This window comes from Stenotrophomonas sp. K-6 (assembly GCF_056861555.1).
Genome location: NZ_JBSPUC010000006.1, coordinates 24931 through 48532, shown reverse-complemented (window position 1 = coordinate 48532; position 23602 = coordinate 24931). Strand labels below are relative to the sequence as shown.

The window sequence follows — 23602 nt, the reverse complement described above, 5'->3', positions numbered from 1 at the left end:
CTGGCCGGCTTACCAGCCGATACCCACACCCACGCCGACGGTCTTCTCACCGCTGTTGGTGAACGCACCATTGAGGCTGAAGGTGGCCGAGCCACGCTCGTTCATCACCCGCTGGTAGCCCACCGCCAAGGCCGACTCGCCATCGGAATGGCCCACACCCGCACCGAGACGATTGTAGGTGTTCAGGCCGGCCGTGTTCATGGCCATCGCGCTCTGCGCACTGCTCATCGCCGCCATGCGGTTGAAGCGCTTGTCCATGCCATCGAGGCGCTTGTTCAGGCCTTCCACGGCCTGATCGGTGTACTCGTTGGAGCGCACCAGCACATCGTTGAGCTGGGCCACGTTGACCGCATCGGTATCCGCGGTGCCCTTGGCCACATGCTTCACGCTGCGCTCCTTGCCCTCACTGCCCACGACCACGGCGGTATCGCCCTCGGCCTTCACCACTGGCTCCGGAGAGCTCGCTTCGCTGGCGACTGGGGTGGGAGTGGGAGTGGGAGTGGGCGTCGGCGTCGACGCCGGGGCATCGGCATTGGCAACGGCATCACCGCTGCCCTCGGCCGACATCGGGGCCGGTGCAGCCATCCGGCCACTGACTGCCACGCGCTTCTCACCGTCGACGAGGCTGTCGATCTGGCCCTGCAGGTCCTTGCGGACCTCGTACAGCTGCCCGCCGTTGACCGCGTCGCGGCTACCGGCTGAGACCATGCCGTTGGCCACGTTGCCGAGGATCATGCCGTTGGCACCGCCCAGGCTGAGGCGACCAAGACCGTCGGTACGGGCGGTGGCTTCTTCCTGGAACAGGCGGTTGAGACGCCTGTCAACGGAGTTCACATGTTCACTTGTCGATACTGCCGTCCTGTCCAGAGCCGCCAGAGCGTCGCCTACGTTAGAATAGTCAGCAGTCTGAATCTTGTAAGTAGGCTTCACGACAATGCCATTGCTATCAATGGCTGCCCCGCCTCCGAGACCAGCGAGTGTGTCATTAAGCTGTGCAACAGTCGTCGCATCGCCGTCCGTTTTACCCGGAGCGACATTTACTACTCGACGCTTGTACGTCGCGTGGCCGACGGAAATTGTATCCGCTTCGTCTGCTATCGATGCATAGCCGAGAGCAACCGAGTTACTCGCAGCCGACCTGACGATGCTGCCAGCACCGACAGCCATCCCATTGGATACTTCTACCTGCGACGCAGCGCCGAGCGCAAACCCTTGGGAGGCCCCCTCTTGAACATGTGCAGCGCGACCCAAAGCGACTGAATTCCTCCCCTTTGCCTTAGCGAAGCTGCCTACGGCCGTCGCACCTTCAGTTGTCAACGATGCTTCAGCAGAATCACCAATAGCAACAGCTACGAGGCCGGCCCGGGCGGTCTCACTATACTCATCGGATCCCACGACAAAATAGCGACGCTGTTCCTCAAGGCCGCTGATTCGACTGTTCGACGCAAACAGCTGCCCCCCAGTCACTGCATCCCTGCTCCCCAAGCTGACATCGCCATCCTGTACACCAGAGATTCGGGCACCCTCGATATCCACGCGAGTACGATCCTCGTTGAACATCACCACGCCCTCCAGCTCAGGCGCGTATGCATCAAAATCGCTGCGCAGTTTGGCGATGGCCTCACCGTTTACACCGATGCTGCCTCGGTTTCCTGCGATCTCAGCCTGGTTGTTGCTGATGTTGGTTTGATTGGTGGCGATGCTGCCCAGGTTGGTGTTGATCCGCCGGTCATTGGCATCTACTTTCAGCTGCTGCGAATACAGCTGCCCGCCGTTGACAGCATCCGTGCTGGTGGCGTTGACCGCGCCAGCGGCGAGCCCGCGGATCACGCGGCCCTTATCAGCCTTGTTACGGATGTCCAGTACGGTGCCGGTGTTGTCAGCGCCCAGCCGGACGTCTCCCGCCGCAGCCGCCTGACTCAGCAGGCCACCCAGCACATTCGCCTTGTTCAGCGCATTGGTCGCGTTGCCGTCGGCCTTGTCTGCGGTCGTCTTTGCTGTATTGGCCGTAGTGGTGGTGGTTCTCAGCGTGCCCTCCGCCGTATCCAGCCGCTGCGTCGCGGCGAACAGCTGCCTGCCAGTGACAGCATCGGTGCTGGATGCCGACAGGGTGCCATCGGCGACGTTGACGATCCTGCGCTTCAGCCCGCTGCTGCCCACCGAAACCGTCTCCTTGATCGTTGCCACCGACCCTGCACCCAGCGCAATGGCGTCACTCGCACTCGCATTGACCTTGGCATTCGCACCTAGGGCGATGCCGCCGCTCGCCGCAGGATCCACCCCGGCGCGATTGCCGACGGCAACGGCCGAGCTGGAGGCGCCCGCTGCCAGCGTACCCACGGCAATCGCGTTCGCGCCAGCACTGCTGGCGGCGTTGCCGATGGCATTGCTGTGAGAGCCTGACGCCGCCGCATCGTTGCCCAATGCGCTGGCATTCGTGCCGGCAGTAGCACGCTGGCCCAGGCGGGTGCTCGCACTGTCCAGGCGCAGTGCGGCGGCATCCGCGACGGCTTTGGCGGTACTGGCCGCAGTTGCTGCGCTCGTGGCGGCTGTCGCGGCGTCTGCCGCCGTGCGGGCTGCTGCAGTGGCTTTTCCATCCACCGCCGTGACGGATTGCTGCGTACGGTGCAGCTGTGCGCCGGTGATGGCCTCGTTGCTGGTGGCGGCTTCGCTGCCCTCGGCCAGGTTGACGATCCTGCGCTTCACTGCGCTGCTCCCCACTGACACCACGTGCTTCTCAGTGGCCACGGAGCCGTAGCCCAATGCAACGGACTCGGTCGCGCCGGCGCGAACGCCGGCAGAGTAGCCCAGCGCAACACCACGCTCGGCGGCGCTGTTGACCTCGGCGCGATCGCCCATCGCCACCGAATGCGTGCCAGTGGACTTGGCCAGGGACCCGATGGCGACCGAACTGCTACCCGAGGCATCGGCCATGTAACCGATGGCATTGGTCCAGGCGCCGCTGGCCTTTGCCTCGTGCCCGAAGGCCGTGGTGTAGTTGCCGCTCGCGCTCGCGTCCATCCCCAGGGCCATGGCGCTCTGGCCATCCGCGCTGGCTCGCAGGCCGGCGGCAATGGATTGTTGGCCCTTGGCGAACGATGCATAGCCCAGTGCCAGTGCACTGGGGCCGGAAGCGCGTGCCTGCTGCCCTACCGCGACCGATGCGGTCGCCTCGGCCCTGGCACGATCACCCATGGCGATGGATTGACCGGCGCTTGCCGTCGCCCCGCTGCCGATGTGCACGCTGGTGCCGTTCAACTGCTGCTGCGCGACGTTGGCGGTGGCTTGGGTCGCGCGAAGCGTCTCGTTGGTCTGAAACAGCTGCTTGCCGGTGACCGCGTCGTTGCTGCTCGAGGAGAGATTGCCTGCTGCAACATTGACGATCCGTCTTTGCAGGCTGCTGCTGCCCACCGATACGGTATGGCTTTCGTTTGCGATGGATGCAGTACCCAGTGCGATGGACCGGGTTGCGGTCGCTTCAGCGTTGTGGCCCAGCGACACGCCGTCGAAGGTCGAGCGGGCGCCGCCGCCCACCGCAATGCCGCCGGAGTAACCCGGACTTCCTGCGCTAGCGCCGTGCCCCAGCGCTACGCCACCGACACCGCCGTGGGTTGTCACCGAGGAGCCAGCGCCAATCGCGACCCCATAGCCCCCGTTGACTGCGGCCTTGTCACCCATGGTCACGGTGGCACCGGAGAACTGTTTGTTCATCGCGTTGAACAGCTGGCCGCCGTTGACTACCTCCGTGCTTTTGTCAGCAACCACGCCGTCGGCAACGTTGATGATCTTGCGCTTGACCGATGCATTGCCCACCGACACCACATCCGGCTGATCAGCGACCGAATCGTGTCCCAGCGCCACCGCGCCCGATGCCCCCGCACCAAGCGCCGCCCCTCGGCCGATCGCCACACCGTTAGCCGCAGTATTGGCAACGTTGGTGCCGTCACCGATGGCAACGGAATACTCGCCGACGGCCTGCGAGGAGCTGCCGATCGCCACCGAACTGTGGCCCGCGGCCCGGGATGAGGCGCCCAGCGCCATGCCGTAATCGGCTGTCGCTCGGGCCGAGCCGCCCACGGCAAGCGCGTAGCGGCCGCTGGCCTGCGACCATGCGCCGATCGCGGACGCCCAGTCGCCGGTCGCGCGGGTGGAAAAGCCGATGGCCACGGCATCATTGCCAGTGGCCGCCGACTCACGCGCCAGCGCCAGCGCGTTGGTATTGGTTGCCGTCGCACCCGTGCCAAACGCGGTAGCGCCAGCACCACGTGCAACCGCCAACGTGCCAACGGCTGTCGCTTGGTGCCCGTCAACGGTCACGCGATTGCCCAACCCGACGGCGTAGTTGCCGGTCACTGCAGAGCGGGAGCCCAACACCATGGAGTAGTCACCACTGAGCGTCGAGTTCTCGTAATAGGAATCGGTCACCAGCGCGCTCTGCCAATGGAGGGACCTGTCCTCGAATGCATCGAACAGCGACGCCCGTGGCAGCGCAAACGGATCACGCACACTCTGCGGCAGGACGGGCTGGCTGTCCGAGTCAGCTTCGCCGCCTGCGTCCGGCGGTTCATCGGCATACACTGGTGTCGACAGCGCAAGTGCGCCAGCCAGCGTTGCCGCGCCAACGGTTCTGGCCCGCTTGCTGCGTCCTTTGGTGTGCTCACTTGCCACCATCCAGCAGCTGAGGGCGGTGTTCCATATCAAGCGATAGATACGATTCATGCCAGGGTTTCTCCAGGAGGTAAGTGGGGGAAAAGGCAAACAGCGCCCGCCGCCGCTGGCGGGCCGCGCCGTGGCGCGTGTAGAGATGTGCCGCCGCGTCGTGCGGAACGATCGCGCTAAGGTGTGCGGGTCAACTCAGGGCGCCAGCACGCGCTCGTGATTGCGGTAGCCCGCGTAACTGAGACGGTAGGTGACGGTGAGGCGCTTGGCCGCGGGGTCAAAGGGCAATACCACGCGGCTCCCCGGATAGATGCTCTGCTCCAGCGCATGCTCAGTGCATTCATTGCGCGAATCACAGGCTTTGATCTGTGTCACACCCAAACGCACATTGCCGGTGTTATGCAGGCTCTGCCCCTCGATACGCATATCCGGCACCGGCTGCGGCGGAATCAAGTGGACCAGCGCGCCCCAAACCAGGCTGACGCCAATGTTGGCGGAGGCTTCCTCCGCGTCCGCCTCGGTGGTGGTCTCTGAGGGTGGGCGCACGCCCTCGAAATACACGCGATAAGCGGTTTCCTCCGTCACGCCAGCCAGTGGAATCAAGCGCACCAGGCGATTGCCACCGCCACCCAGCACGAATTTGCCCGGTGTGACCGCGATGCCCTCCAACGCGCCGGGCGCCATGTCCACCTGCTGCTCCTCCGGTGTGGCCGGGTTGAGTACCTTCTGGATGCGAACCTGCACATACTGCACCCGGGGCGTCTGCGAGTAGACGCGAATCTGGCCGGCGCGCTTGTCCTGCACGGCCAGGCGCATGGGATTCACGCTCAGATTGGCATGTGCTGGCATGGCGATGACGCCAAGCACCAGAAGGGTCAGCGCCCCGAAACGGGCTGCGATGGTATTCATTGCGGAATCTCGTTTTGAATGATCAGGGCGTGGAGGAAGGCACAATCATTTCGATGATCATGCGGCCCTCGTAGTAACCGGCGAGTTTGCTTGAAGCGAGCACGCGCGGAACATCCAGCGTCAATGGGGCCGGCACGCAGTACACCGGTTGCGACATGCCCGGCAGCACCACCAGGCGCAACAACGTCGTATCAATGCCCAGCAGCTGCCGGGTGACGTTGTTGTCCATCGGCAACGGAGTACCGGCGTAATTGAGCGAGATGCGATAGTCCAGGCGCGACTCCGGCCCGCTTCCACCTGCGTGGTGCCACACCGAATGCATGCCGGGAGCACGGTCCGACGCTTCCCTGCCGTCATCACGTATTTTTACTTCCAGGTAGGGAACCTGGGACCCGAGACCGTCGTAGAGGCACATGTCCAACACCGTTCCCCCATAGATGTGCGGAGGTGAGGGAACGGGGTAGTAACCAACGTTGAGATTGACAAGTGGCGTGACATTGTCCGAGGCGGGGAAGTAAATGTTGGCCCTGTCGTAGTCCGTGATGGTCAGATCGAAGACAAATTTGTAGGTCGCCAGAGCACCCCCATCTGGGTAGCTACGAAGATCCATCTCAAGCGTGGCATCCCAGCGTCCAGCTACCAGCTTCGCGAGCTCGCTACTTTCGAGTATCAACGCCCCACCTGTACCTGCAGAGCCATATCCGGTACAGACTGCCTCCGTGGAAGTCCAGAGCGGCGTTGTAACATCACTCCAGAAGTCCCGTGAACAGTCCCAAGTCTTATAGATTCGCAGCAAGTGTCCCTTCACATTAAGCTCTGTACGAAGCCCGCTTCGTCTCTCGACAAAGCGAAGATTTACAGAGCTTTCATTGCCCGACGGTTCGCCGGTGTCGGCAGTCGGGCAGCGCCCCAAAGCGCTGTCATCGTTCGATTTACAGGTTAGGTATACGCGCCCATAGTTGTCTCGTTCGTCATAGCTGTGGGCAAAGATTGTCCTTGCGAGGAGTAACTGCTCATCGCCCGGCACAGCTGATCGGTCGTAGAAGAGCTGGACACGTTCATTTCTAGACGATGGGGCGACCTCTGGTGGCCGTTGCGCCCAGCACGTGCCAATGGCAAGCAGTAGATGCAAACCAAGAATCCAACGTATAAAGATCATCGCCCCGCCCCCGCCACAGAAGGAATCTGTTCCACAAACGCCTGCTCGTGCAGCAACCGCTGTACCCGCGCCTGCTGCTGGATCTTCGCTGGCAGGCGTTCCACGGCCAGCCGCTGGCAGCGCACCGGGCCGACGAGGAACACTACGCTGCGCTGCTCCCGGACCTGCAGCGGGCATTCCAGAAGGCGGTTGGACTGCAGCAGATAGAGCGTCTTTTCGCGCTGGGGAAAATCGGCGACGAAGCCGCCGTCACGCCCCAATGAGGGCAACGGTGCGTTGAGGATGCGCGCGCCTTCCAGCGCACGTCCATCGCCATCGTGGGCACTGCCGATGAAGGTGTAGGTGAGGTCCAGCGCGATCGGCATCATCATCAGCCGGCCCGGGGGCAGGAACAGTGCAGTGCCGTTGCCCTGCCCCTCCACGCGCACCGTCGCGGCCACGTCGTGGGCGCTGACGTCCTGCACTTCGGCGCGGGTCATGGTATAGCTGCTGATCGGCAGCAGGCGGCGCTCACCGAAGCGCAGCAGCTGGCGCCGCGCACCACTGAGCCGCACCTCGGCTGCCTGGCCATGCAGGCCAATATCGTCGGGGCTCTCTACTTTGATGGCCAGCCCTGCGCCACCGCCCATGTCCGGGCCCCAGAAGATACCCGAGCGGCTCCACGCGAACGAAGAGCTGTGCGAGGCACTGTAGGAGGTGTCGGAGCGGCCGCTGCTGCGGTATTGGGAAAGAGTGACGTTGCCGTTGCCATAGGTATCCTGCTGCCGCCCGCTCAGCACAATCCCGTTGCGGTGATCACTGCGTCCGGTGAACTCGCCCCCCAGCTCGCGGTAGCCGGTACCGGTTTCCCAACGCCGCGTCTGGCCGATGCGGTAACCCAGCTCGGCCTGGTCTTGCCGGCCTCGCTGCAGGTCCATGGCCACACGGTCCTGACGCGCCACGGCGGGCGAACGCACAACGCGCGATACCGCGATGTTCAAAGTGGCTCCGTGGTTACGGCTGTAGCTCTGCTGGGAATGGTTGGTCTGGCCGAACAATCCAACGCGCGTTGTGATGTTCAGGCTGCGCCACAGGTGGCTGCGGCTGTAGCTGGCCTGCAGGGTCCGGGTGATCTGTGGTTCCCGCTCCCGGACCGGCGCAACCGGCTCAGGGAACCAGTTGTCGTCCAGCCAGGGCAGGTCCTGCTGTGCGCCGCGGCGCGGGGTGTAGGTGGTGCGGCGGGTGTAGCCGAGGTACAGGCTCCCTTTCGCCGCCGGGATCGATATAGAGCCGCTGAGCGAATCCTGGCAACCGAGCGATTCCGCATTGAGATAGCGCCCCACGCAGGAGCCACCGCGCATCCGCTGGTGGTACACCGTGCCCGAGACGCGGCTATGGCGATAGCCGGCCTGCTGCTGCAGTCCCCGGCTGCCATCGGCGCCGTGCAGCACGGCACTGCTCCCGCTGAATTCATGTTTGCCGAGTGTCTGATGGCCGTCCAGACGGACCTCGCCATAGGCGATGTTGTCGACCGTCGCCGCACCCAGGGTAAGCGCGAGGTTGCGGCGCAGCGGCATGCGCATGCCGGCCTGCACGGCGGAGTCATGGTGCATGTCACCGTGCGAAATGAGCCGGCCGCCCTGCACGAACCATTGCAGACTCTGGTCTGCCCAGTTGGTGCCGAACTTGGTGAAGGGCGCCTCTTCGCTGCGCACGAATACGCCATCTTCAAAGATGCGCAGGGTCACCACGTAGCTCCCGTTGGGGAAACGGGTGGTGTCGAGATCGTTGACACCGGTATCGAGATAGAACGTCTGCAACAGTCGCTCACCATCGTACGCGTCGACGCGTGCGTTGCGGCTGAGCAGCAGCGTGAGCGGGCTGCCCTGGCCCACCGCCACCTGGTCCACATAGGCCTGGGTGGTGCCGAAGCGGACACCTTCGAACCGATCCAGCGGCATCATGCTGAAAGCGAAGTTGCCACCGAGGGTGCTGGAGAGATTGCGTCGGTCCATGCGACCTGCCTGTACATAATATTGGCGCGCCAGGTCATGGCGCAGGTAGGCATCGCTGAGGGTGAAGTCCTGATACCCGTAGCCTCCGCTGCTGCGTTGGCGGTTGTAGTTCCAGTCCACGCCCAGGTGCGTATTGGTGAAGACGCCGAGCCGTCCGCTACCCTGCGCTGAAACACTCTGGTAGCGGCGCCCGCCGCTGAGATTGATGCTCTGCTGATGCAGCCACGCGTTCTCGGCACGTTCGGTGGGCCGATGGAAGCGCTCGCGCAATGGGCTGTTATCGGGCAGCCATTGGCGCGCCACGAAGAGGTTCAATGCACTTTCGCTCTCGTCGTAGATCACGCGGGCATCGGTGGGTTGTTCTGGCGCGGGCAGGTGGCCGCAGCCGGGATTGACGTCGCCGTAGCGGCACGCCAAGTGGCTGTTACGTGGCAGCGTGGTGGACAGCACCGGCAGCAGGGATGCCCGCGCCGGCTCGCTGAGATCCAGTGCAGCCAGCACTTGCGCCGGTTGCTGAAGGAGCACGCCATCTGGCGTGACGAACACCGGCCAAACGCCTGCGGATTGGCCCATCAACCTTATGTCCAGCTGCTCGGTCTGGCCTGCCGCCAGATCCTCGAAGCCGGCCGGCGCGGGCGCCGGCGCTGCGCCTGCGGGAACACTGATCAGCGCAGCTGCTAGCGCAACCGCAAGGCGGGAGAGAGAGAAGGAGTCGCTGCGCATGAGATATCCCCGCCGCGCGGCCGCTGCATCGCGCAGCGACCGCCCGACTTGAGGCTGGTTACAGCTTCTGCTCGAGGATGACGCTCACGATGCCAACGTACTTGCCCGCAGCGGTGATGGCTTCCTGAGTGGTCTGACGGATGGTCAGCGGCATCTCGATAGATGCACCCGGCAGGCCACCGGCATAGATTTCCGCCTTGGTGAACGGTGTGGCAGCAACCTTCAGATCGACACCCTTCAGGCTGACCGTCAGCGGGACGTCCTTGGCACCGGCACTGGCGATTTCCGGCGACAGCACCGGCAGCGAGGCAACGCGCACGTTCACATCCTTGTCGGTGTCGTTGGAGAAGATGCGCACCATTTCGGTCCACGGGGTCAGGCCAGCCGAGCTACCGGTGGCCGCGCCAGCGCGATAGGACATTTCCACCATGTCATCCAGGGCGCTGCCGTCGGCCTTGAGCAGCGAGAGCGTCGGATCGACGTCCGCCCACACCTTGATGTGGGCTTCGACAGCGTGAGCCGAGACAGATGCAGAGCCCAGTGCGGCGGCAACGAGGAGCTTCTTGATCAGATTCATTTCGTTCTTTCCTTGCGTGAAGATGCGGGGTGGTCTGCCCACAAGGCGTGGGACACCGCATCGCGGCGCTCGTGGACAGGGCGCCACAGTAGAGAGGCAAGCTGCACCGCACCATGCAACAACTTGATAAAACCGAAATGCGTGGTGTACGTCTCTTCTGCAACGATCAGCTGCCGCTGGGGGAGAGCCCGACGGACTTGGCGTAGTCCATGAGTTCGTAGTCCGAACGAAGACCAAGGCGACGCATGGCAGCGCCTTTCTGGCGGCTGATGGTGCTGACCGTTCTGCGATGGATGTCTGCGATCTGCTTGACGCCCAGGCCATGGGCCAGAAGACGGACCACCTCGCTCTCCCGCGCGGTGAGGCCGCCGCGATGCGCGCTGTTTCTCAAGCGGTGCGTGAGTGCTGGGGAAACATAACCTGCGCCATCCAGGATCTGCTCCACGGCATGAAGCAGTGCGGGAAGATCGCTTCTTTTTTCAAGAATTCCCGACACGCCAAGTTTGTCGACAGCGCGCAGCACCTGGAGGTTGGTGAAGGTCGTGACGACGAGGACAGGCAGTTCGGGATAGTCACGACGGATGCCCGCCAGCATGCGTACGCCGTCCGGGCGGCGACTCAACGGCATGGACAAATCAGTGATGAGCAGCTCGCATGGAGTCTCGGCCAGCAACCACTCCAACTGCTCGGGATCGCCAGCCTCACCTACGACCTTCCATGCCGGTCGTTGCGCGAGAAGACAGTGGATGCCAATCCGAACGACGGGATGATCATCCGCAATCAGAATGCGTTTCATAGGGCCTCGTGCGCGGTAGTGTCACGCACACGAGGCATAGCGCCGCCGCACCTCGCGATGACGAATGCACTTCATACGACTAGGCAGACCGGTCAGGCGTCTGGTGATGAGCAGCGCTGGCTTGGACAGAACATTAGGTGACGATCGACGTCAACGACTATGAACCAACTTGCATAAAACAGATTCTGCGGAATACGTCCCAGTTGTTCACCCTGGCCTTTTCTGGCTGATGGCTGCGCCTGCTCAGCCGCGCTGGGTGGCGCCGCCGTCCACGTAGAGATCGCTCATCGCGATGTGACTGGCCTGGTCTGAAAGCAGGAACATCACAGCGTGCACAATGTCATCCGGGCAAGCGAGTTTCTGTAGGGGAATTCCGGCTTTGTAGGTTTCCAGACTTCCCTGGATGACACGCGCCGCCCCTTGTTCGTCTGCCCACATGGCAGTCTGCATGGGCGTCACTGTCGACCCAGGTGCAACGATGTTGCAGCGGATGCCCAGCGGCGCCAGCTCCAGGCCAAGGCACCGGGTGAACATCGTGGCGGCCGCCTTGGAGGCAGCATAGGCGGCCATGCCGTGGCGCGGGACACCGGCTGCGTTGGAGCTGACCGTCACAATGGCTCCCGTCCGGCGCGGTGACATCACCCGTGCCAGCGCACGGGACACATGGAACACGCCGTCGGCATTCACCGCGAACACCCTGCGCCATTGCGCATCCTCCGTCTCCGAGACGGTACCCGTCTGCAGTACGCCGGCGACGTTGATGCCGAAGCCGATCGGGCCAACCTCGGCTTCAACCCACGCCACGAGTGCATCCACGGCGGTCGGGTCGGTCACATCGAGCGCCCTGGCGTGGGCCGGCGTCTGCCCTGCCCCGTCAACGATGGCCGGTGCCGCCACGTCGGTGGCGATCACGGTGCAGCCACTCTCGCGCAATTGCGTGACCAAGGCTGCACCTATGCCCCCGCCGGCGCCGGTGACCAAGGCGATGGTGTTGCTGAAGCCAGTGAGTTTCATGCGCGGGTCCCGAGGTGACGGTCCCATTGCTGGAGCCGTGTGTTGAGGTGAGGGATGAGCTGGGCGACGGCGTCGCGGCCGGTCAGTTCGGCATGCAGGAACGGCAGCTCAAGCGTGTCCACCTGAGCGGCATGGGGCTGCCAGAGCAGGGATTGGAGCTGCGGGCGCGCGGCGTGATCGCGACCAGCGCGGACGTGCAGCAGTAGGCCCTCGTAACGGCGATGATGATGGGCACGGATCAACCGGTTGGTGCCGGTGACCGCGCGGACCACACCATCGAGCACCGCGTCGGGCAGATTGCCCAGTGCGCTGTCGCCACGCCGCAGGAAGGCGAGGATGCGCTCGCGGGTGTCCAGCGCCGGGTGCGCATCGGGATCGTGCCCGGCGATGGCGAGCAGTGCCCGCAGCGCTGCGATCGGGTCCGGCTCGGGCTCGGCCCGCCAGCATTCACTGGGGTAGGCATCCAGCAGGGCCAGCAAACCGACGTCATGGCCGAGCTCGCGCAGGCGCACTGCCATGGCCTGCGCCAGAATGCCACCGACCGACCAGCCCAGCAGATGCACCGGCCCCGGGGTATTCAGGGCCAGGATCCGCGCCACGTGGTGGGCGGCCAACGCATCAATCGTCGCTGGCATGGGCTGCTCCGCGTCCAGCGCCGGCGATTGCAGCCCATGCACGTCGCGGGCGGGTGCCAGCGCACGGGCCAGGTCGCGATAGTTCCAGGCGATGCCGCCAGCAGGATGGATCACGAACAGCGGCGGCAGCCTGGCGTCACCGGTGGCGAGCTGGATCAATGGCCCCAGACCGTGATCGGTCGCTGCTGGTGGCGCGTCGATGCGCGCCGCCAGACCGGCGACGGTCGGTGCAGCAAACACCGCACCCAGGCCGAGGTCGCACCGCCAGCGCTGCTGGATCGCCAGCAGCAGGTGCACCGCGCTCAGCGAATCGCCCCCAAGCGTGAAGAAGTCCGCCTCGATGCCGATGGGGCCCTGGATGCCGAGCGTCTGCGCAAACAAGGCAGCAAGGTCATGCTCGGTGTCGGTCCGGGCGGCTATCCCCGCACTGTTCGTCTGCGCAGGCGCCGGCAGGGCGTTACGGTCCAGCTTGCCGTTGGCGGTGACCGGCCAGTGATCGATGGCCACGAACGCGGACGGCACCATGTAATCCGGCAGCATTCTGGCAAGGTGCGCGCGCAGCACCCCTGCATCGGGCGCTCCGTGCGATACATAGGCCACCAGCCGGCGCTCGCCGGGGCGGTCTTCGCGCATCAGCACCTCGCCGCGGGTGACGCCCGGCGCGGTGCGCAACGCGGCATCGATGTCGCCCAGCTCGATGCGCAGGCCACGCAATTTGATCTGGTGATCGCTGCGGCCCAGATACTCCACCGCGCCATCGTCGCGCCACCGGGCGACATCGCCGGTGCGGTACAGGCGTCCGCCGGTGACGAACGGATCGGGAAGAAAACGCTCGGCGGTGAGATCGTCGCGCCCCAGGTAGCCGCGCGCGAGCTGCACGCCGCCCAGATAGAGGTCACCGGCCACGCCCGGCGGCAACGGCTGCATGCCCGCATCAAGGATATACAAGCGCGTATTCCAGACCGGGTAGCCGATCGGGACCGGCCGAGATGCGTCCTCGGCGCTGGCTGGCCAGAAACTGACATCCACGGCGGCTTCGGTGGGGCCATACAGGTTGTGCAACTCGGCGTGGACGGTCGCGTGGAAGCGGTCGCGCAGATCGGCATCCAGCGCTTCGCCACTGGTGAACACGCGGCGCAACTGCAGGCCATGGCAGGCCGGTGCTGCGAGGAAGGCCTCCAGCATGGACGGCACGAAATGCAGGGTGGTTACGCCATGCGCGCGGATCAGCCCGGCCAGCGCCAGTGGGTCGCGATGTGCCTCCGGCGGCGCCACCACCACGGTGGCACCGCTGATCAGCGGCAGGAAGAACTCCCAGACGGAGACATCGAAGGTGGCCGGCGTCTTCTGCAGGATACGATCGTCCGGTTGGATGCCGTAGTGCACCCGCATCCATTCCAACCGGTTGACGATGGCGCGGTGCTCGATCAGCACGCCCTTGGGTTCGCCGGTGGAGCCGGAGGTGTAGATCACATAGGCCGCGTCCGCTGGCTGCGGCAGAGTATCCAGCGTTGCCTCGGTCGCCGGCACCCATTCCGAGGGAGTCAGGACGGGGACTGGAGCGAAACGCTGGCGGTCTTCCGGCAGCGCCAGTACGCAGGCTGGCTGCGCCGAGTGCAGGATGCGGGCGATGCGCGCATCGGGGTGCGCCAGATCCACCGGCAGGTAGGCACCGCCAGCACGCTGGATGGCGACCAGGGCGACGATGAGCGCCAGCGACCTGGGCAACGCGACGACCACGCGCGACTCCCGGCCCACGCCCTGCGCCCGCAGTTGCACTGCCAGCGCACGGCTGCGGCGTTCGAGCTGGGCAAAGGTGAGCGATTCCGCGCCGAACACCGCGGCAATGGCGTGCGGCCTCTGCGCCATGCGCGCGGTGATCAGCTCGACCAGGGTGACGTCCGGGACCGGATGATCGGTAGCGTTGACGTCATGGAGATAATGCTGCTGCTCGGCCGGGGTGGCCAGTGGCACGGTGGCGAGCATGGCGCCAGCGGCCTGTGCCTCCAGCGCGGCCGCGATGAAGTGCAGCAGGCGCGTGGCGTGCGCCTCGATCCGGGCCTGCGTGTACAGCGTGGGGTTGGCGTCGATCTCCAGATCCAGCACGGTTGTGCCATCGCCCCGGAAGCCAAGCGTCACATCGTCTACCGGACCGGTGCACAGCACCTCCAGCGTGGCCTCCACACCTTCCAGCTGCAGCGGCCGGTAGAACGGCTGCACATTGACCAGCGGGCCGTGCAGGCGCCGGTGACCGCCGATCAGGCCGAGGTCACGGCGCAGCTGCTCGCCTCGGTAGCGGCCATGGCGGCGGCTGCGCATCAAGCCTAGTCCCACGTCACGAACCCGATCATCGACACTGCCCTGTGGGGGCCCCATACGCAGCGGCAGCACGTTCATCACCATTGCGGGCACCCGGGCGGAGACGCTGCCCAGGCGGCCCATGAAGGGCACGCCGATGATGGCCTCGGCTTCGCCACTGATGCGGCGGCAGTACTCGGCGGACAAGGCGGTCAACACGTCCGGCCATGGCTGGCCGATGCGTGTGGCCGCCTCAAGGATGCGCTGGCGCAGGGCGGGTCCGATGGACTGCACGACACGCAGTGCCTGCGCTGCCGGTGGTGCGATGCCCGCGCCGAGGCCGGCGGCCGCCGGTGCCTCCGCCATGGTTGCAAGCCAGTACGCGGCGTCGCGCACCCGGCGCTCGCCGTCACGATACTGCGCGTCCTCCTCCAGCACCGGCAGCAGCGGTGCCAGCGCGGCATCGTCGTGCTGCGCGGCATACAGCGCGCAGACCCGTTCGGAGAACAGCGCCATGCCATAGCCATCGGCGGCAAGGTGATGCACGCGCAGGTACCAGACGTAGTGCGAAGGGCCGAGCACGAACAGCCGCTGCTGGCTCAGTCGATCACGTGAGGGGTCGACCGGCGTGAGGTGGTCGCGCCGCATCGCGGTCTGCGCCGCCTGCCTGGGGTCTTCATGCGCGGACAGGTCGACCACGTCCAGCAGCGGACGGTGCTGCGGGTCGATCCACTGCACCGGCGTACCCTGCCCATCCTCGGCAATGCGCAGCGACAGCGCGTGCGCCTCCAGCGCAGCCCGGTCAGCCGCGCGCCCGAAGGCGGCGACATCCAGCATCCCTTCGATCCAGACCGCATGAGCGGTATTGAAGGCCGGATTGTCCGGCGCAAGCCGCTGCGCATACCACAGCCCTGCCTGAGCCTCGGTCAGGCCGCGCGCCTGCGGCCACGTCGCGTCGGGCAGCGCAGCGGCATTCATGCGCCGGCAGCGCCCCGGTTCTGCAGGCGCTGCACCACACTCCACCATCCGCCGAGGGTGGCGTGCTCGGCCAGATGGCCGAACTCCAGCGGGATGCCGGTGTTGCCCCAGGCCAGCACCAGGCCGAGCACCCGCATCGAATCCAACCCGAGGTCCATCAGGTTCTCATCGTTGCTGATGTCCTCCGGTGCTTCGCCGAGCATCTCGGCGACATCGGCGCGCATGCGCTCCAGGGTCAGTGCGGTCATGCGAGGGTCTCCAGCAGGTGATCGGTGGTCATTGGTACGCCGCAGGTGCGCGCGATCCAATGCAGGGCGAGGTCGTGGTCGGCACGCGAGAAATCGGCGACGGCATCGGCGGCGATGAAACTCTCGATGTCACGCTGGAAGCCCTCGGCAACGGTGGCGGTGCAGCCGATGTGTGCGTACACGCCGGTGACCAGCAGCTGGTCGCGGCCACGGGCGCGCATCATCGTCTCCAGATTGCTGCGCTGGAAGGCGCTGTAGCGGTGCTTGACCAGCACATGGTCGCCCTCCGCCGGGGCCACGGCCTCGAGGATGGCCTCGTGTTCGTCGGTGGCCGACATGCCCGGACCCCACAGATCGGCCTGCAGGCCCCGATCGCGGCGGTCCTGGTTGCCCCGCTGGGCGGTATAGAACACCGGAATGCCACGCGCGCGGCAATGCGTGAGCAGGCGTGCGATGTTGGCTACGGCCGGTGCCAGCGGCGCGGCATCCGGCGCGAAGGCGGCCAGGAAGTAGCGCTGCATGTCATGCACCAGCAGCGCCAGGCGCTCGGTCTGCGGCTGCCAGGCGCCGCGCGGGGTGGGCAGATCGGCCTGGGTGGGCAGCGGATACGGTTGAATCTTGGGCAGCGCCATCAGCGCGTTTCTCCTGTCTGTTGCATGAAACGTTCGCGCAGCTGGGCACGCAGTTCGCGGCGGCTGATCTTGCCGACCGCGGTGGTGCCAAAGGCATCGACGAACACGATCTGGTCCGGCACTTTGAACGCGGCCAGGCCGCGGCTACGCACCCAGGCCTTCAGGCTGGCGGCCTTGGTCGGCTCACCTTGGGCAATGATGAAGGCGCAGCTGCGCTCGCCAAGGTAGGGATCGGGAATGGAGACCACGGCCGCATCAAACACGCTCGGGTGCGCGAGCAGATGGTCTTCGATCTCTTCGGCGGAGATTTTCTCGCCGGCACGGTTGATGTGGTCGGTGGCCCTGCCCTGCACCACCAGATAGCCACCGGGCAGACGCTGCACTCTGTCGCCGGTACGGTAGAAACCGTCCTCGGTGAACGCGCGCGCGTTGGCGGCGGGATCATTGTGATAGCAGCGGATGGTGTACGGGCCGCGGGTGAGCAGATGCCCGGTCTCGCCTTCTGCGACGGGGTTGCCGTGGTCATCGACCACCAGCACCTCGTCGTCTTCGCTGATCGGACGGCCCTGGGTGGAGACGATGGTGTCTTCGCTGTCGTGCAGGCGCGTGTAGTTGACCAGGCCCTCGGCCATGCCGAACACCTGCTGCAGGGTGCAGCCCAGCCCGGCGATCACACGGCGCGCCGCTTCCGGCACCAGCTTGGCGCCGCCGACCTGCACCACCTTCAGACTGGAGAGATCGTGCGGTGTCGTCGCGGCCGCCTGCGCCCACAGCAGCGCCAGCGGTGGCACCAGGCCGACACAGGTGACCCGCTCGCGCGCGATCAGGCCGAACGCGGTCTCCGGGCCCGCGCCCGGGCTCAGCACCACACGGCCGCCGGCGTACAGCGTGCCGAAGAACCCCGGCGAGCTCATCGGGAAGTTATGCGCGGCGGGCAGTGCCACCAGGTACACGCTGTCCTGGGTGATGCCGCAGATCGCGTTGCTGGCGCGGAACGAATACAGGTAGTCGTCATGCGTGCGGGGGATGAGCTTGGACAGGCCAGTGCTGCCCCCGGAGATCTGCAGGAACGCGACCGACTGCGGATCCGGGTCGGGTGGCAACTGTTCAAGACCCCCGGCCAGCGACGCCAGCGCGGTGAACTCCGCGGCGTCACCGGCGATGATGATGTGCTGCATATCGGGCAGCTGCGCCTGCAGCTCGCGGGCCAAGGTGCGGTAATCGAACCCCTCGTAGCTGGAGGCAGCGACATAGGCGCTGGCTTCGGCCTTGCGGGCGAAATGCACGACCTCGGTGATGCGGTGCGCGGGCAAGGCATAGACCGGAATCAGCCCGGCGCGGAACAATCCGCACACCACGGTCACGAACTCCGGCACGTTACCGAGCTGGACCACCACCCGGTCACCCGGCATCAGGCCCTGCGTGAGCAGGCCAGCGCCGATGCGGCCGGCTTCCTGCCACAGCTGGGCATAGGTCAGGCGCGTATCGCCGCCGACCACCGCGATATCGCCGGCGAAGCGCTCAGCGCGCTCACGCAGGAAGCCCGGGAACGTCTCGCCGCGCCAATGGCCCGCAGCGCGGTAACGCGCAACCAGGGCCGGCGGCCAGACCTGGCGCAGCGGCACCCGGGAGGAAGAAAAGGATGCGTTCATGGACAGCTCCCGCACATCAGAAAGGACGAACGTCATGGACGCCGAGCGCGGTCAGCAGGGCCATGAACTTGGCAGCCGTTTCGGCCACCTCGAGTTCGGGTTGGGACTCGGCGACGACGCCGGCCCCGGCATACAGGCGCACTTCGGTGCCCTGCACGCGTGCGCAGCGGATCGCCACATACCAGTCGCCATCGCCTTGCGCATCGGTCCAGCCAACGGCGCCGGCATAGAAGCCCCGTGCGACCGGCTCGGCCTGACGGATCAGCGCCAGCGCGGGCTGGCGCGGTGTGCCGCAGACCGCCGGGGTGGGATGCAGCAGCGCGACCAGAGCGGCCACGGACACCGAGGCGTCTTTCAGCGTACCGTGGATGCGGGTACCGAGATGCCACATGGTGGCGGTGGCGTGCAGTGTCGGGCGCGGCTGTGCTTCAACGTGGTGGCACAGCGGTGCCAGCGCCGCCACGATGGCCTCGACCACATGCCGATGCTCGTCGTGGTCCTTGGCCGAGGCCAGCAGAGCCTCAGCGGCGCGTGCATCTTCGGCGGGGTCGGCAGAACGACGGGCTGAACCTGCCAAGGGATGGGACAGCACGCGGTCGCCCCGTCTGGAGACCAGCAGCTCGGGGGTGGCACCCACCAGCCAGGCCGGATCGGTCGGATCGGCCGTGGGCACAGGGACGACATAGGTGGCCACACTCGGGTCTTTGCCAAGGCGCGCAGCCAGCACACGCGGATGCAGCGGTTGCGCGGTGGTGACGCGCAGGCTGCGTGCCAATACGACTTTTTCGAGCGGGCTGTCGGTGCGCTGCAGTTCCGTGACTGCGGCGGCTACGGCCTGTGCGTACGCATCCGCGGGCGGTTCGGCACAGACATCACCGACCAGTGTCGGCGTTTCCACACGAACCACGGTGGGCTGGCCGGAGACCTGATTCGGCTGATAGAGCGCATCGCTCTGCTCGGGATCGAACGGCACCGCGCCGACCAGCAGGCGCGGTCCGGAGCGCGGCGCAGCAAAGAACGCGGCCACGCGCTCGGCCAGCGTGGCGGTGGCTCCTGAAGGCAGCCGCGCGCGTACACCCTGCGCCTCCATCGCCTGCTGGGGGCTGCGCAGCAGGAAATAGGGCGCGTCGGCCGCATCGACCGCGGTGGTGTCGGTCATCTCGTCGGCCACGCGGGTAGCGAGCACGTCGTTCATGCGGCACTCCGCTGGCGATGCAGGGCGGCGCACATCGACAGGATCAGCAACACCACGCCGACCAGCAGGTACGGCGCGTTCGGCGACCATCGATACAGCAACGTGCCGATCATCGGCCCGACCACCATGCCCATGCCCTGCACCGAAGCCACTGTGCCCGCGGCAGCGCCCTGTTCGTGTGCCGCCACCGAATCGGCGGCCAGCGCCTGGAAGTTGGGGAACACGAAGCCCATGCCGAACGCGGCAATCGCATAGCTGGCCAGCAGCTGCCACGGCGCGCTGACCAGTGCGACCGAAGCGAAGCCGAGCCCGGAAATCAGTGCGCCCACAAGGATCCAGCGGGTCGGGCGGATGTCCTTGAGCTTCATCACCAGCCCCTGCGCGAAGATCAGACCGACACCGACGGCGGTCAGGGCCAGCCCGGCCATGCGTGCGCCGTCTGCCGGGGAGAGCTGCAGGCGATCAATCGCGAAGAAGCCGACCGTCACCTGCGCGATGGTCACCGAGATCATCGCAGCGAACACCGCCAGCAGCGGCAGGCGCAGGCGTGCATCGCCCAGGCCGAGTGTCGGCTTGGGGCCGGTGTGCGTGGGTGCGACGGGCGGCGTGTTCGGCAAGCGCCGCCAGATCATCAGCAGCGACAGCAGCGGCAACAACGCGGCCACATACAGGGTGAGCGAGAGATTCTGGTAGGCGATCCAACCGGCGGCGGCCGGCCCCATCACCATGCCCAGCGCGTTGGCGGTGCCGAGCTTGGCCATCACGCTGCCGCGCTGCCCCGGGGCGGCCTGGTCGGCAATGATGGCCGCGGCGGTCGGCGGCACGGCGGCGTAGAACAGCCCGACCAGGGCGCGCGTGCCGACCAGGACCAGCACGGAGATCCAGATCGCCGGCGGTGAGGTCAGCGCGACATCGACGAACACCGCCAGCGCCACGTAGATCACGGCGTAGGCCGCCAGTGCGATCAGCAGCACGCGCTTGCGGCCAATGCGATCGCTGAGCGCGCCCCAGCGGCGGGCCGACAGCATCCACAACACGCCCGCCGCGGTGACCGACAGGCCGGCGTGCCATTCGGCCAGGCCCAACACCCGCACCACCGGCCCGATCACGGACACGAACGCCATCATCGCCATGGTGCCGAGCAACGCGGCGGAAACGAGGGCGGGCAAACCGGAGACGACAGGACGTGAAGACATGGACACCACAGCCAATAAGAAGTTGAACCACGCGGTGCGCGAACGCGCGCGCGGCTCTGCCATCCGGTTGCGAACGCATCACCGCCCTGTGATCTACCAAATGATAACGGCTCGCATTTGCGTTTGATAGTGCAGGCTGTACGGGATGTTCATATACTTGCTGCCCTCCCCTGCGACAAAAAATCACTACATCTTCGGTTGACGCGCCAGTCGCACCCCACTATGTTGTGCCCATCGGCTCCCCGCTTCCGCCAGGCCCGGTGCACCGTCGCCACGCCGCGTTGGTCTTCAACGCCCCGTTGCGCCCACCCGACCGGCGCCTGGAAGCACGGCCCGTCGCCACCGATGTGAGCCAGCGGCGACGTATTCCTGCACACGCAGGGCCTGCCCACCAATCACGCCTTCTGTCCGGCTGCCGCACGGCTCTGCCGCGCTGCCTGCTGGTCTCTGCGCCCTGCATGGAGAACGCATGAACACCGACGACACCGTCGCTTCGACCATCACCCCGCCCATCGACACCGCCTTTGAGGCGGCCACCGGCACTGAAACGCTCTGGATCACCAAGGAAGGCGGCAATCGACGCATGCCCTTCGACCAGACGCGGCTGGAGCGCACGGTGCACAGCGTGCATGCCGAGTTCCCGCAGTTGGATGTGGCGGACTACCTGCGCAGCGTGCTGGGGCAGATCGCCAGGCGGCAGCAGCTCAGCGCTGATGAGATGGTGGACCTGCTGATCCGCGAAGCGGAATCGCGCATCGATCTGATCGCGCCGGACTGGGAGCACTTCGCCGCCCGCCTTTACCTGAGGCGCCTGTACAAGCGCGCCAGCAAGAACCGGTTCTACGATGCCACGCTGAAGTACGGCTCCTATGTGGGCCTGCAGGAGAGCTTGGCGGACCGCAACGTGTATTCGATCGACATCCTCAAGGCCTATTCCAAGGACGAACTGGAGGAAGCCGGGCAGATGATCGAGCCCGAGCGCGACACCTTGTTCGCCTACAACGGGCTGTACCTGCTGGCCACCCGCTACCTCGCTACCGATCAGTCGCGTGCGGTGTACGAACTGCCGCAGGAGCGCTGGCTGACGATCGCGCTGTACCTGATGCAGCACGAACACGAGCACGGCGAGCGCTCGCGACGCCGTCGCATGCTGCTGGTACGTGAGGCGTACTGGGCGCTGTCCAACCTGTACATGACGGTGGCGACGCCGACACTTGCCAATGCCGGCAAGGTCGGCGGCCAGCTGTCCTCGTGCTTCATCGACACGGTCGACGACAGCCTGCAGGGCATCTACGACTCCAACACCGACGTGGCGCGGGTCTCCAAGCACGGCGGCGGCGTGGGCGCCTATCTCGGCTATGTCCGCTCGGCCGGTTCCTCGATCCGCGGCGTGGCCAATTCTTCCGGCGGCGTGGTGCCGTGGATCAAGCAGCTCAACAACACGGCCGTCAGCGTAGATCAGCTGGGCCAGCGCAAGGGTGCGATCGCGGTGTATCTGGATGTCTGGCACCGCGACATCGAGGCCTTCCTCGACCTGCGCCTGAACAACGGTGACCAGCGCCTGCGCGCGCACGATGTGTTCACCTCGGTGTGCCTGCCGGACCTGTTCATGGAAGCGGTGGAACGGCGCGGCGACTGGTATCTGTTCGACCCGTATGAGGTGAAGCGGATCAAGGGCTGGTACCTGCAGGACTTCCACGATGAGCAGCGTGGACAGGGCAGCTTCCGCGAGAGGTACGAGGAGGTCGTGGCCGACGAGCGCATCAGCCGGCGCACCATCAAGGCCATCGAGCTGTTCAAGCGGATCATGGTCAGCCAGCTGGAAACCGGCAATCCTTTCATGTTCTACCGGGACGAAGTAAACCGGATGAACCCGAACAAGCATGCCGGCAGCATCTACTCCAGCAACCTGTGCACGGAGATCCTGCAGAACATGAGCCCCACCCGCATGATCCAGGAGATGATCAGCGGCGACCAGATCGTGACGACTAGGCAGGCCGGCGATTTCGTGGTCTGCAATCTGTCCTCGATCAACCTGGGGCGCGCTGTGACGGCCGCCCCGGACCTGCTGACCAGCGACGTGCTGGAGCGGCTGGTGCCGATCCAGGTGCGGATGCTGGACAACGTGATCGACCTCAACCAGTTGCCGGTGCCGCAGGCGACCATCACCAACCGCAAGTACCGCGCGATCGGGCTGGGTACGTTCGGCTGGCATCACCTGCTGGCCCTGCAGCAGATCGAGTGGAATTCCACCCAGGCCGAGGACTATGCCGACAGCCTCTACGAGCGCATAAACTACCTGACCATCCAGGCCAGCATGTCCCTGGCCAAGGAAAAGGGCCGCTACAGCGCCTTCGTGGGCAGCGACTGGCAGAACGGCGAGTACTTCCGCGCCCGTGGCTATGACAGCCCGGCCTGGCGCGAGTTGGCCGCGCAGGTCGGCGTCAACGGGCTACGCAATGGCTGGCTGATGGCGGTCGCCCCGAACATGAGCACCGCGCAGATCGCCGGCTCCACCGCCTCGATCGACCCGGTCTACGGCGCGTTCTACTACGAAGAGAAGAAGGATTTCCGCCGCCCGGTTGCCGCGCCGGGGCTCTCGCTGGAGACCTACCCGTACTACGAGAAAGGCGCCTACCGGGTGGACCAGTTCGCCAGCATCCGCCAGAACGCCCGCCGCCAGCGCCACGTGGACCAGTCGATCAGCTTCAACCTGTACGTGCCCAGCACCATCCGCGCCAGCACCCTGCTCGCGCTGCACATGAGTGCCTGGCGCGAAGGATTGAAAACCACCTACTACGTCCGTTCCAACGACATCGACATTGCCGAATGCGACTGGTGCAGCAGCTGACCACCAGTACGGCAGCTGACGACCGTCGCTCGTCAGCCCATTGACCGGTAGTGCCGGCCGCTGGCCGGCAACTCGCACTGCCCGAA

General features: G+C 65.8%; 14 protein-coding genes. 1 reads left to right on the top strand and 13 read right to left on the bottom strand.

The genetic code is table 11. The annotated features are described in order from the left end of the window. Positions 1–9 precede the first annotated feature (9 nt). The 13 genes from AC13F7_RS17135 to AC13F7_RS17075 form a co-directional block, all read right to left on the bottom strand. Positions 10–4719, bottom strand: coding sequence for an ESPR-type extended signal peptide-containing protein (locus tag AC13F7_RS17135; RefSeq protein WP_483002401.1), 4710 nt, complete (start codon positions 4717–4719; stop codon positions 10–12). Between the two features lie 135 nt (positions 4720–4854). Beyond that, positions 4855–5568: a pilus assembly protein gene (locus AC13F7_RS17130; RefSeq protein WP_483002399.1), complete on the bottom strand. Its 714-nt coding sequence runs from the start codon at positions 5566–5568 to the stop codon at positions 4855–4857. A 22-nt stretch (positions 5569–5590) separates the two neighbouring features. Beyond that, a complete protein-coding gene (locus tag AC13F7_RS17125) occupies positions 5591–6727 on the bottom strand; it encodes a CfaE/CblD family pilus tip adhesin (protein WP_483002397.1) in 1137 nt (378 codons plus the stop codon). Then, a complete protein-coding gene (locus AC13F7_RS17120) occupies positions 6724–9444 on the bottom strand; it encodes a TcfC E-set like domain-containing protein (RefSeq protein WP_483002395.1) in 2721 nt (906 codons plus the stop codon). Before AC13F7_RS17120 ends, AC13F7_RS17125 begins: the two co-directional genes overlap by 4 nt. Positions 9445–9502: 58 nt before the next feature. Continuing rightward, complete coding sequence (locus AC13F7_RS17115) at positions 9503–10021, bottom strand: CS1 type fimbrial major subunit (RefSeq protein WP_483002393.1); 519 nt, start codon at positions 10019–10021, stop codon at positions 9503–9505. 166 nt (positions 10022–10187) lie between these two features. Continuing rightward, positions 10188–10817, bottom strand: a complete 630-nt coding sequence (locus AC13F7_RS17110) for a response regulator (RefSeq protein WP_483002391.1) — start codon at positions 10815–10817, stop codon at positions 10188–10190. 243 nt (positions 10818–11060) lie between these two features. Next, positions 11061–11831 carry a 2,3-dihydro-2,3-dihydroxybenzoate dehydrogenase gene (locus AC13F7_RS17105; protein ID WP_483002389.1) on the bottom strand — a complete coding sequence of 257 codons (771 nt, stop codon included), beginning with the start codon at positions 11829–11831 and terminating at the stop codon, positions 11061–11063. After that, positions 11828–15742: an amino acid adenylation domain-containing protein gene (locus tag AC13F7_RS17100; protein WP_483002387.1), complete on the bottom strand. Its 3915-nt coding sequence runs from the start codon at positions 15740–15742 to the stop codon at positions 11828–11830. The genes AC13F7_RS17105 and AC13F7_RS17100 overlap by 4 nt, the downstream gene beginning before the upstream one ends. Further along, entirely contained in the window at positions 15739–15990 is a 252-nt protein-coding gene (locus tag AC13F7_RS17095; RefSeq protein ID WP_483002385.1) for a phosphopantetheine-binding protein, read from the bottom strand. The genes AC13F7_RS17100 and AC13F7_RS17095 overlap by 4 nt, the downstream gene beginning before the upstream one ends. Further along, positions 15987–16622: an isochorismatase family protein gene (locus AC13F7_RS17090; RefSeq protein WP_483002383.1), complete on the bottom strand. Its 636-nt coding sequence runs from the start codon at positions 16620–16622 to the stop codon at positions 15987–15989. Before AC13F7_RS17090 ends, AC13F7_RS17095 begins: the two co-directional genes overlap by 4 nt. Next, positions 16622–18274 carry a (2,3-dihydroxybenzoyl)adenylate synthase gene (locus tag AC13F7_RS17085; RefSeq protein ID WP_483002381.1) on the bottom strand — a complete coding sequence of 551 codons (1653 nt, stop codon included), beginning with the start codon at positions 18272–18274 and terminating at the stop codon, positions 16622–16624. Before AC13F7_RS17085 ends, AC13F7_RS17090 begins: the two co-directional genes overlap by 1 nt. A 16-nt stretch (positions 18275–18290) precedes the next feature. Further along, the gene (locus AC13F7_RS17080; protein ID WP_483002379.1) at positions 18291–19469 is read right to left on the bottom strand and encodes an isochorismate synthase; all 1179 of its coding nucleotides are present in this window, start codon (positions 19467–19469) and stop codon (positions 18291–18293) included. Further along, on the bottom strand, positions 19466–20665 hold the full coding sequence (locus tag AC13F7_RS17075; protein ID WP_483002377.1) for an MFS transporter: 1200 nt from the start codon (positions 20663–20665) through the stop codon (positions 19466–19468). The genes AC13F7_RS17080 and AC13F7_RS17075 overlap by 4 nt, the downstream gene beginning before the upstream one ends. 469 nt (positions 20666–21134) lie before the next feature. On the opposite strand from AC13F7_RS17075, the gene AC13F7_RS17070 reads away from it, so the two are divergent. Beyond that, a complete protein-coding gene (locus AC13F7_RS17070; RefSeq protein ID WP_483002375.1) occupies positions 21135–23516 on the top strand; it encodes a ribonucleoside-diphosphate reductase subunit alpha in 2382 nt (793 codons plus the stop codon). Positions 23517–23602: the final 86 nt, after the last annotated feature.

Excerpts from the sequence above, each read along its gene's own strand:
- AC13F7_RS17125 (WP_483002397.1), bottom strand. The coding sequence starts at position 6,727 with ATGATCTTTATACGTTGGATTCTTGGTTTGCATCTACTGCTTGCCATT.
- AC13F7_RS17130 (WP_483002399.1), bottom strand. The coding sequence starts at position 5,568 with ATGAATACCATCGCAGCCCGTTTCGGGGCGCTGACCCTTCTGGTGCTT.
- AC13F7_RS17120 (WP_483002395.1), bottom strand. The coding sequence starts at position 9,444 with ATGCGCAGCGACTCCTTCTCTCTCTCCCGCCTTGCGGTTGCGCTAGCA.
- AC13F7_RS17090 (WP_483002383.1), bottom strand. The coding sequence starts at position 16,622 with ATGGCGCTGCCCAAGATTCAACCGTATCCGCTGCCCACCCAGGCCGAT.
- AC13F7_RS17075 (WP_483002377.1), bottom strand. The coding sequence starts at position 20,665 with ATGTCTTCACGTCCTGTCGTCTCCGGTTTGCCCGCCCTCGTTTCCGCC.
- AC13F7_RS17085 (WP_483002381.1), bottom strand. The coding sequence starts at position 18,274 with ATGAACGCATCCTTTTCTTCCTCCCGGGTGCCGCTGCGCCAGGTCTGG.
- AC13F7_RS17110 (WP_483002391.1), bottom strand. The coding sequence starts at position 10,817 with ATGAAACGCATTCTGATTGCGGATGATCATCCCGTCGTTCGGATTGGC.
- AC13F7_RS17115 (WP_483002393.1), bottom strand. The coding sequence starts at position 10,021 with ATGAATCTGATCAAGAAGCTCCTCGTTGCCGCCGCACTGGGCTCTGCA.
- AC13F7_RS17095 (WP_483002385.1), bottom strand. The coding sequence starts at position 15,990 with ATGACCGCACTGACCCTGGAGCGCATGCGCGCCGATGTCGCCGAGATG.
- AC13F7_RS17100 (WP_483002387.1), bottom strand. The coding sequence starts at position 15,742 with ATGAATGCCGCTGCGCTGCCCGACGCGACGTGGCCGCAGGCGCGCGGC.
- AC13F7_RS17105 (WP_483002389.1), bottom strand. The coding sequence starts at position 11,831 with ATGAAACTCACTGGCTTCAGCAACACCATCGCCTTGGTCACCGGCGCC.
- AC13F7_RS17135 (WP_483002401.1), bottom strand. The coding sequence starts at position 4,719 with ATGAATCGTATCTATCGCTTGATATGGAACACCGCCCTCAGCTGCTGG.
- AC13F7_RS17080 (WP_483002379.1), bottom strand. The coding sequence starts at position 19,469 with ATGAACGACGTGCTCGCTACCCGCGTGGCCGACGAGATGACCGACACC.
- AC13F7_RS17070 (WP_483002375.1), top strand. The coding sequence starts at position 21,135 with ATGAACACCGACGACACCGTCGCTTCGACCATCACCCCGCCCATCGAC.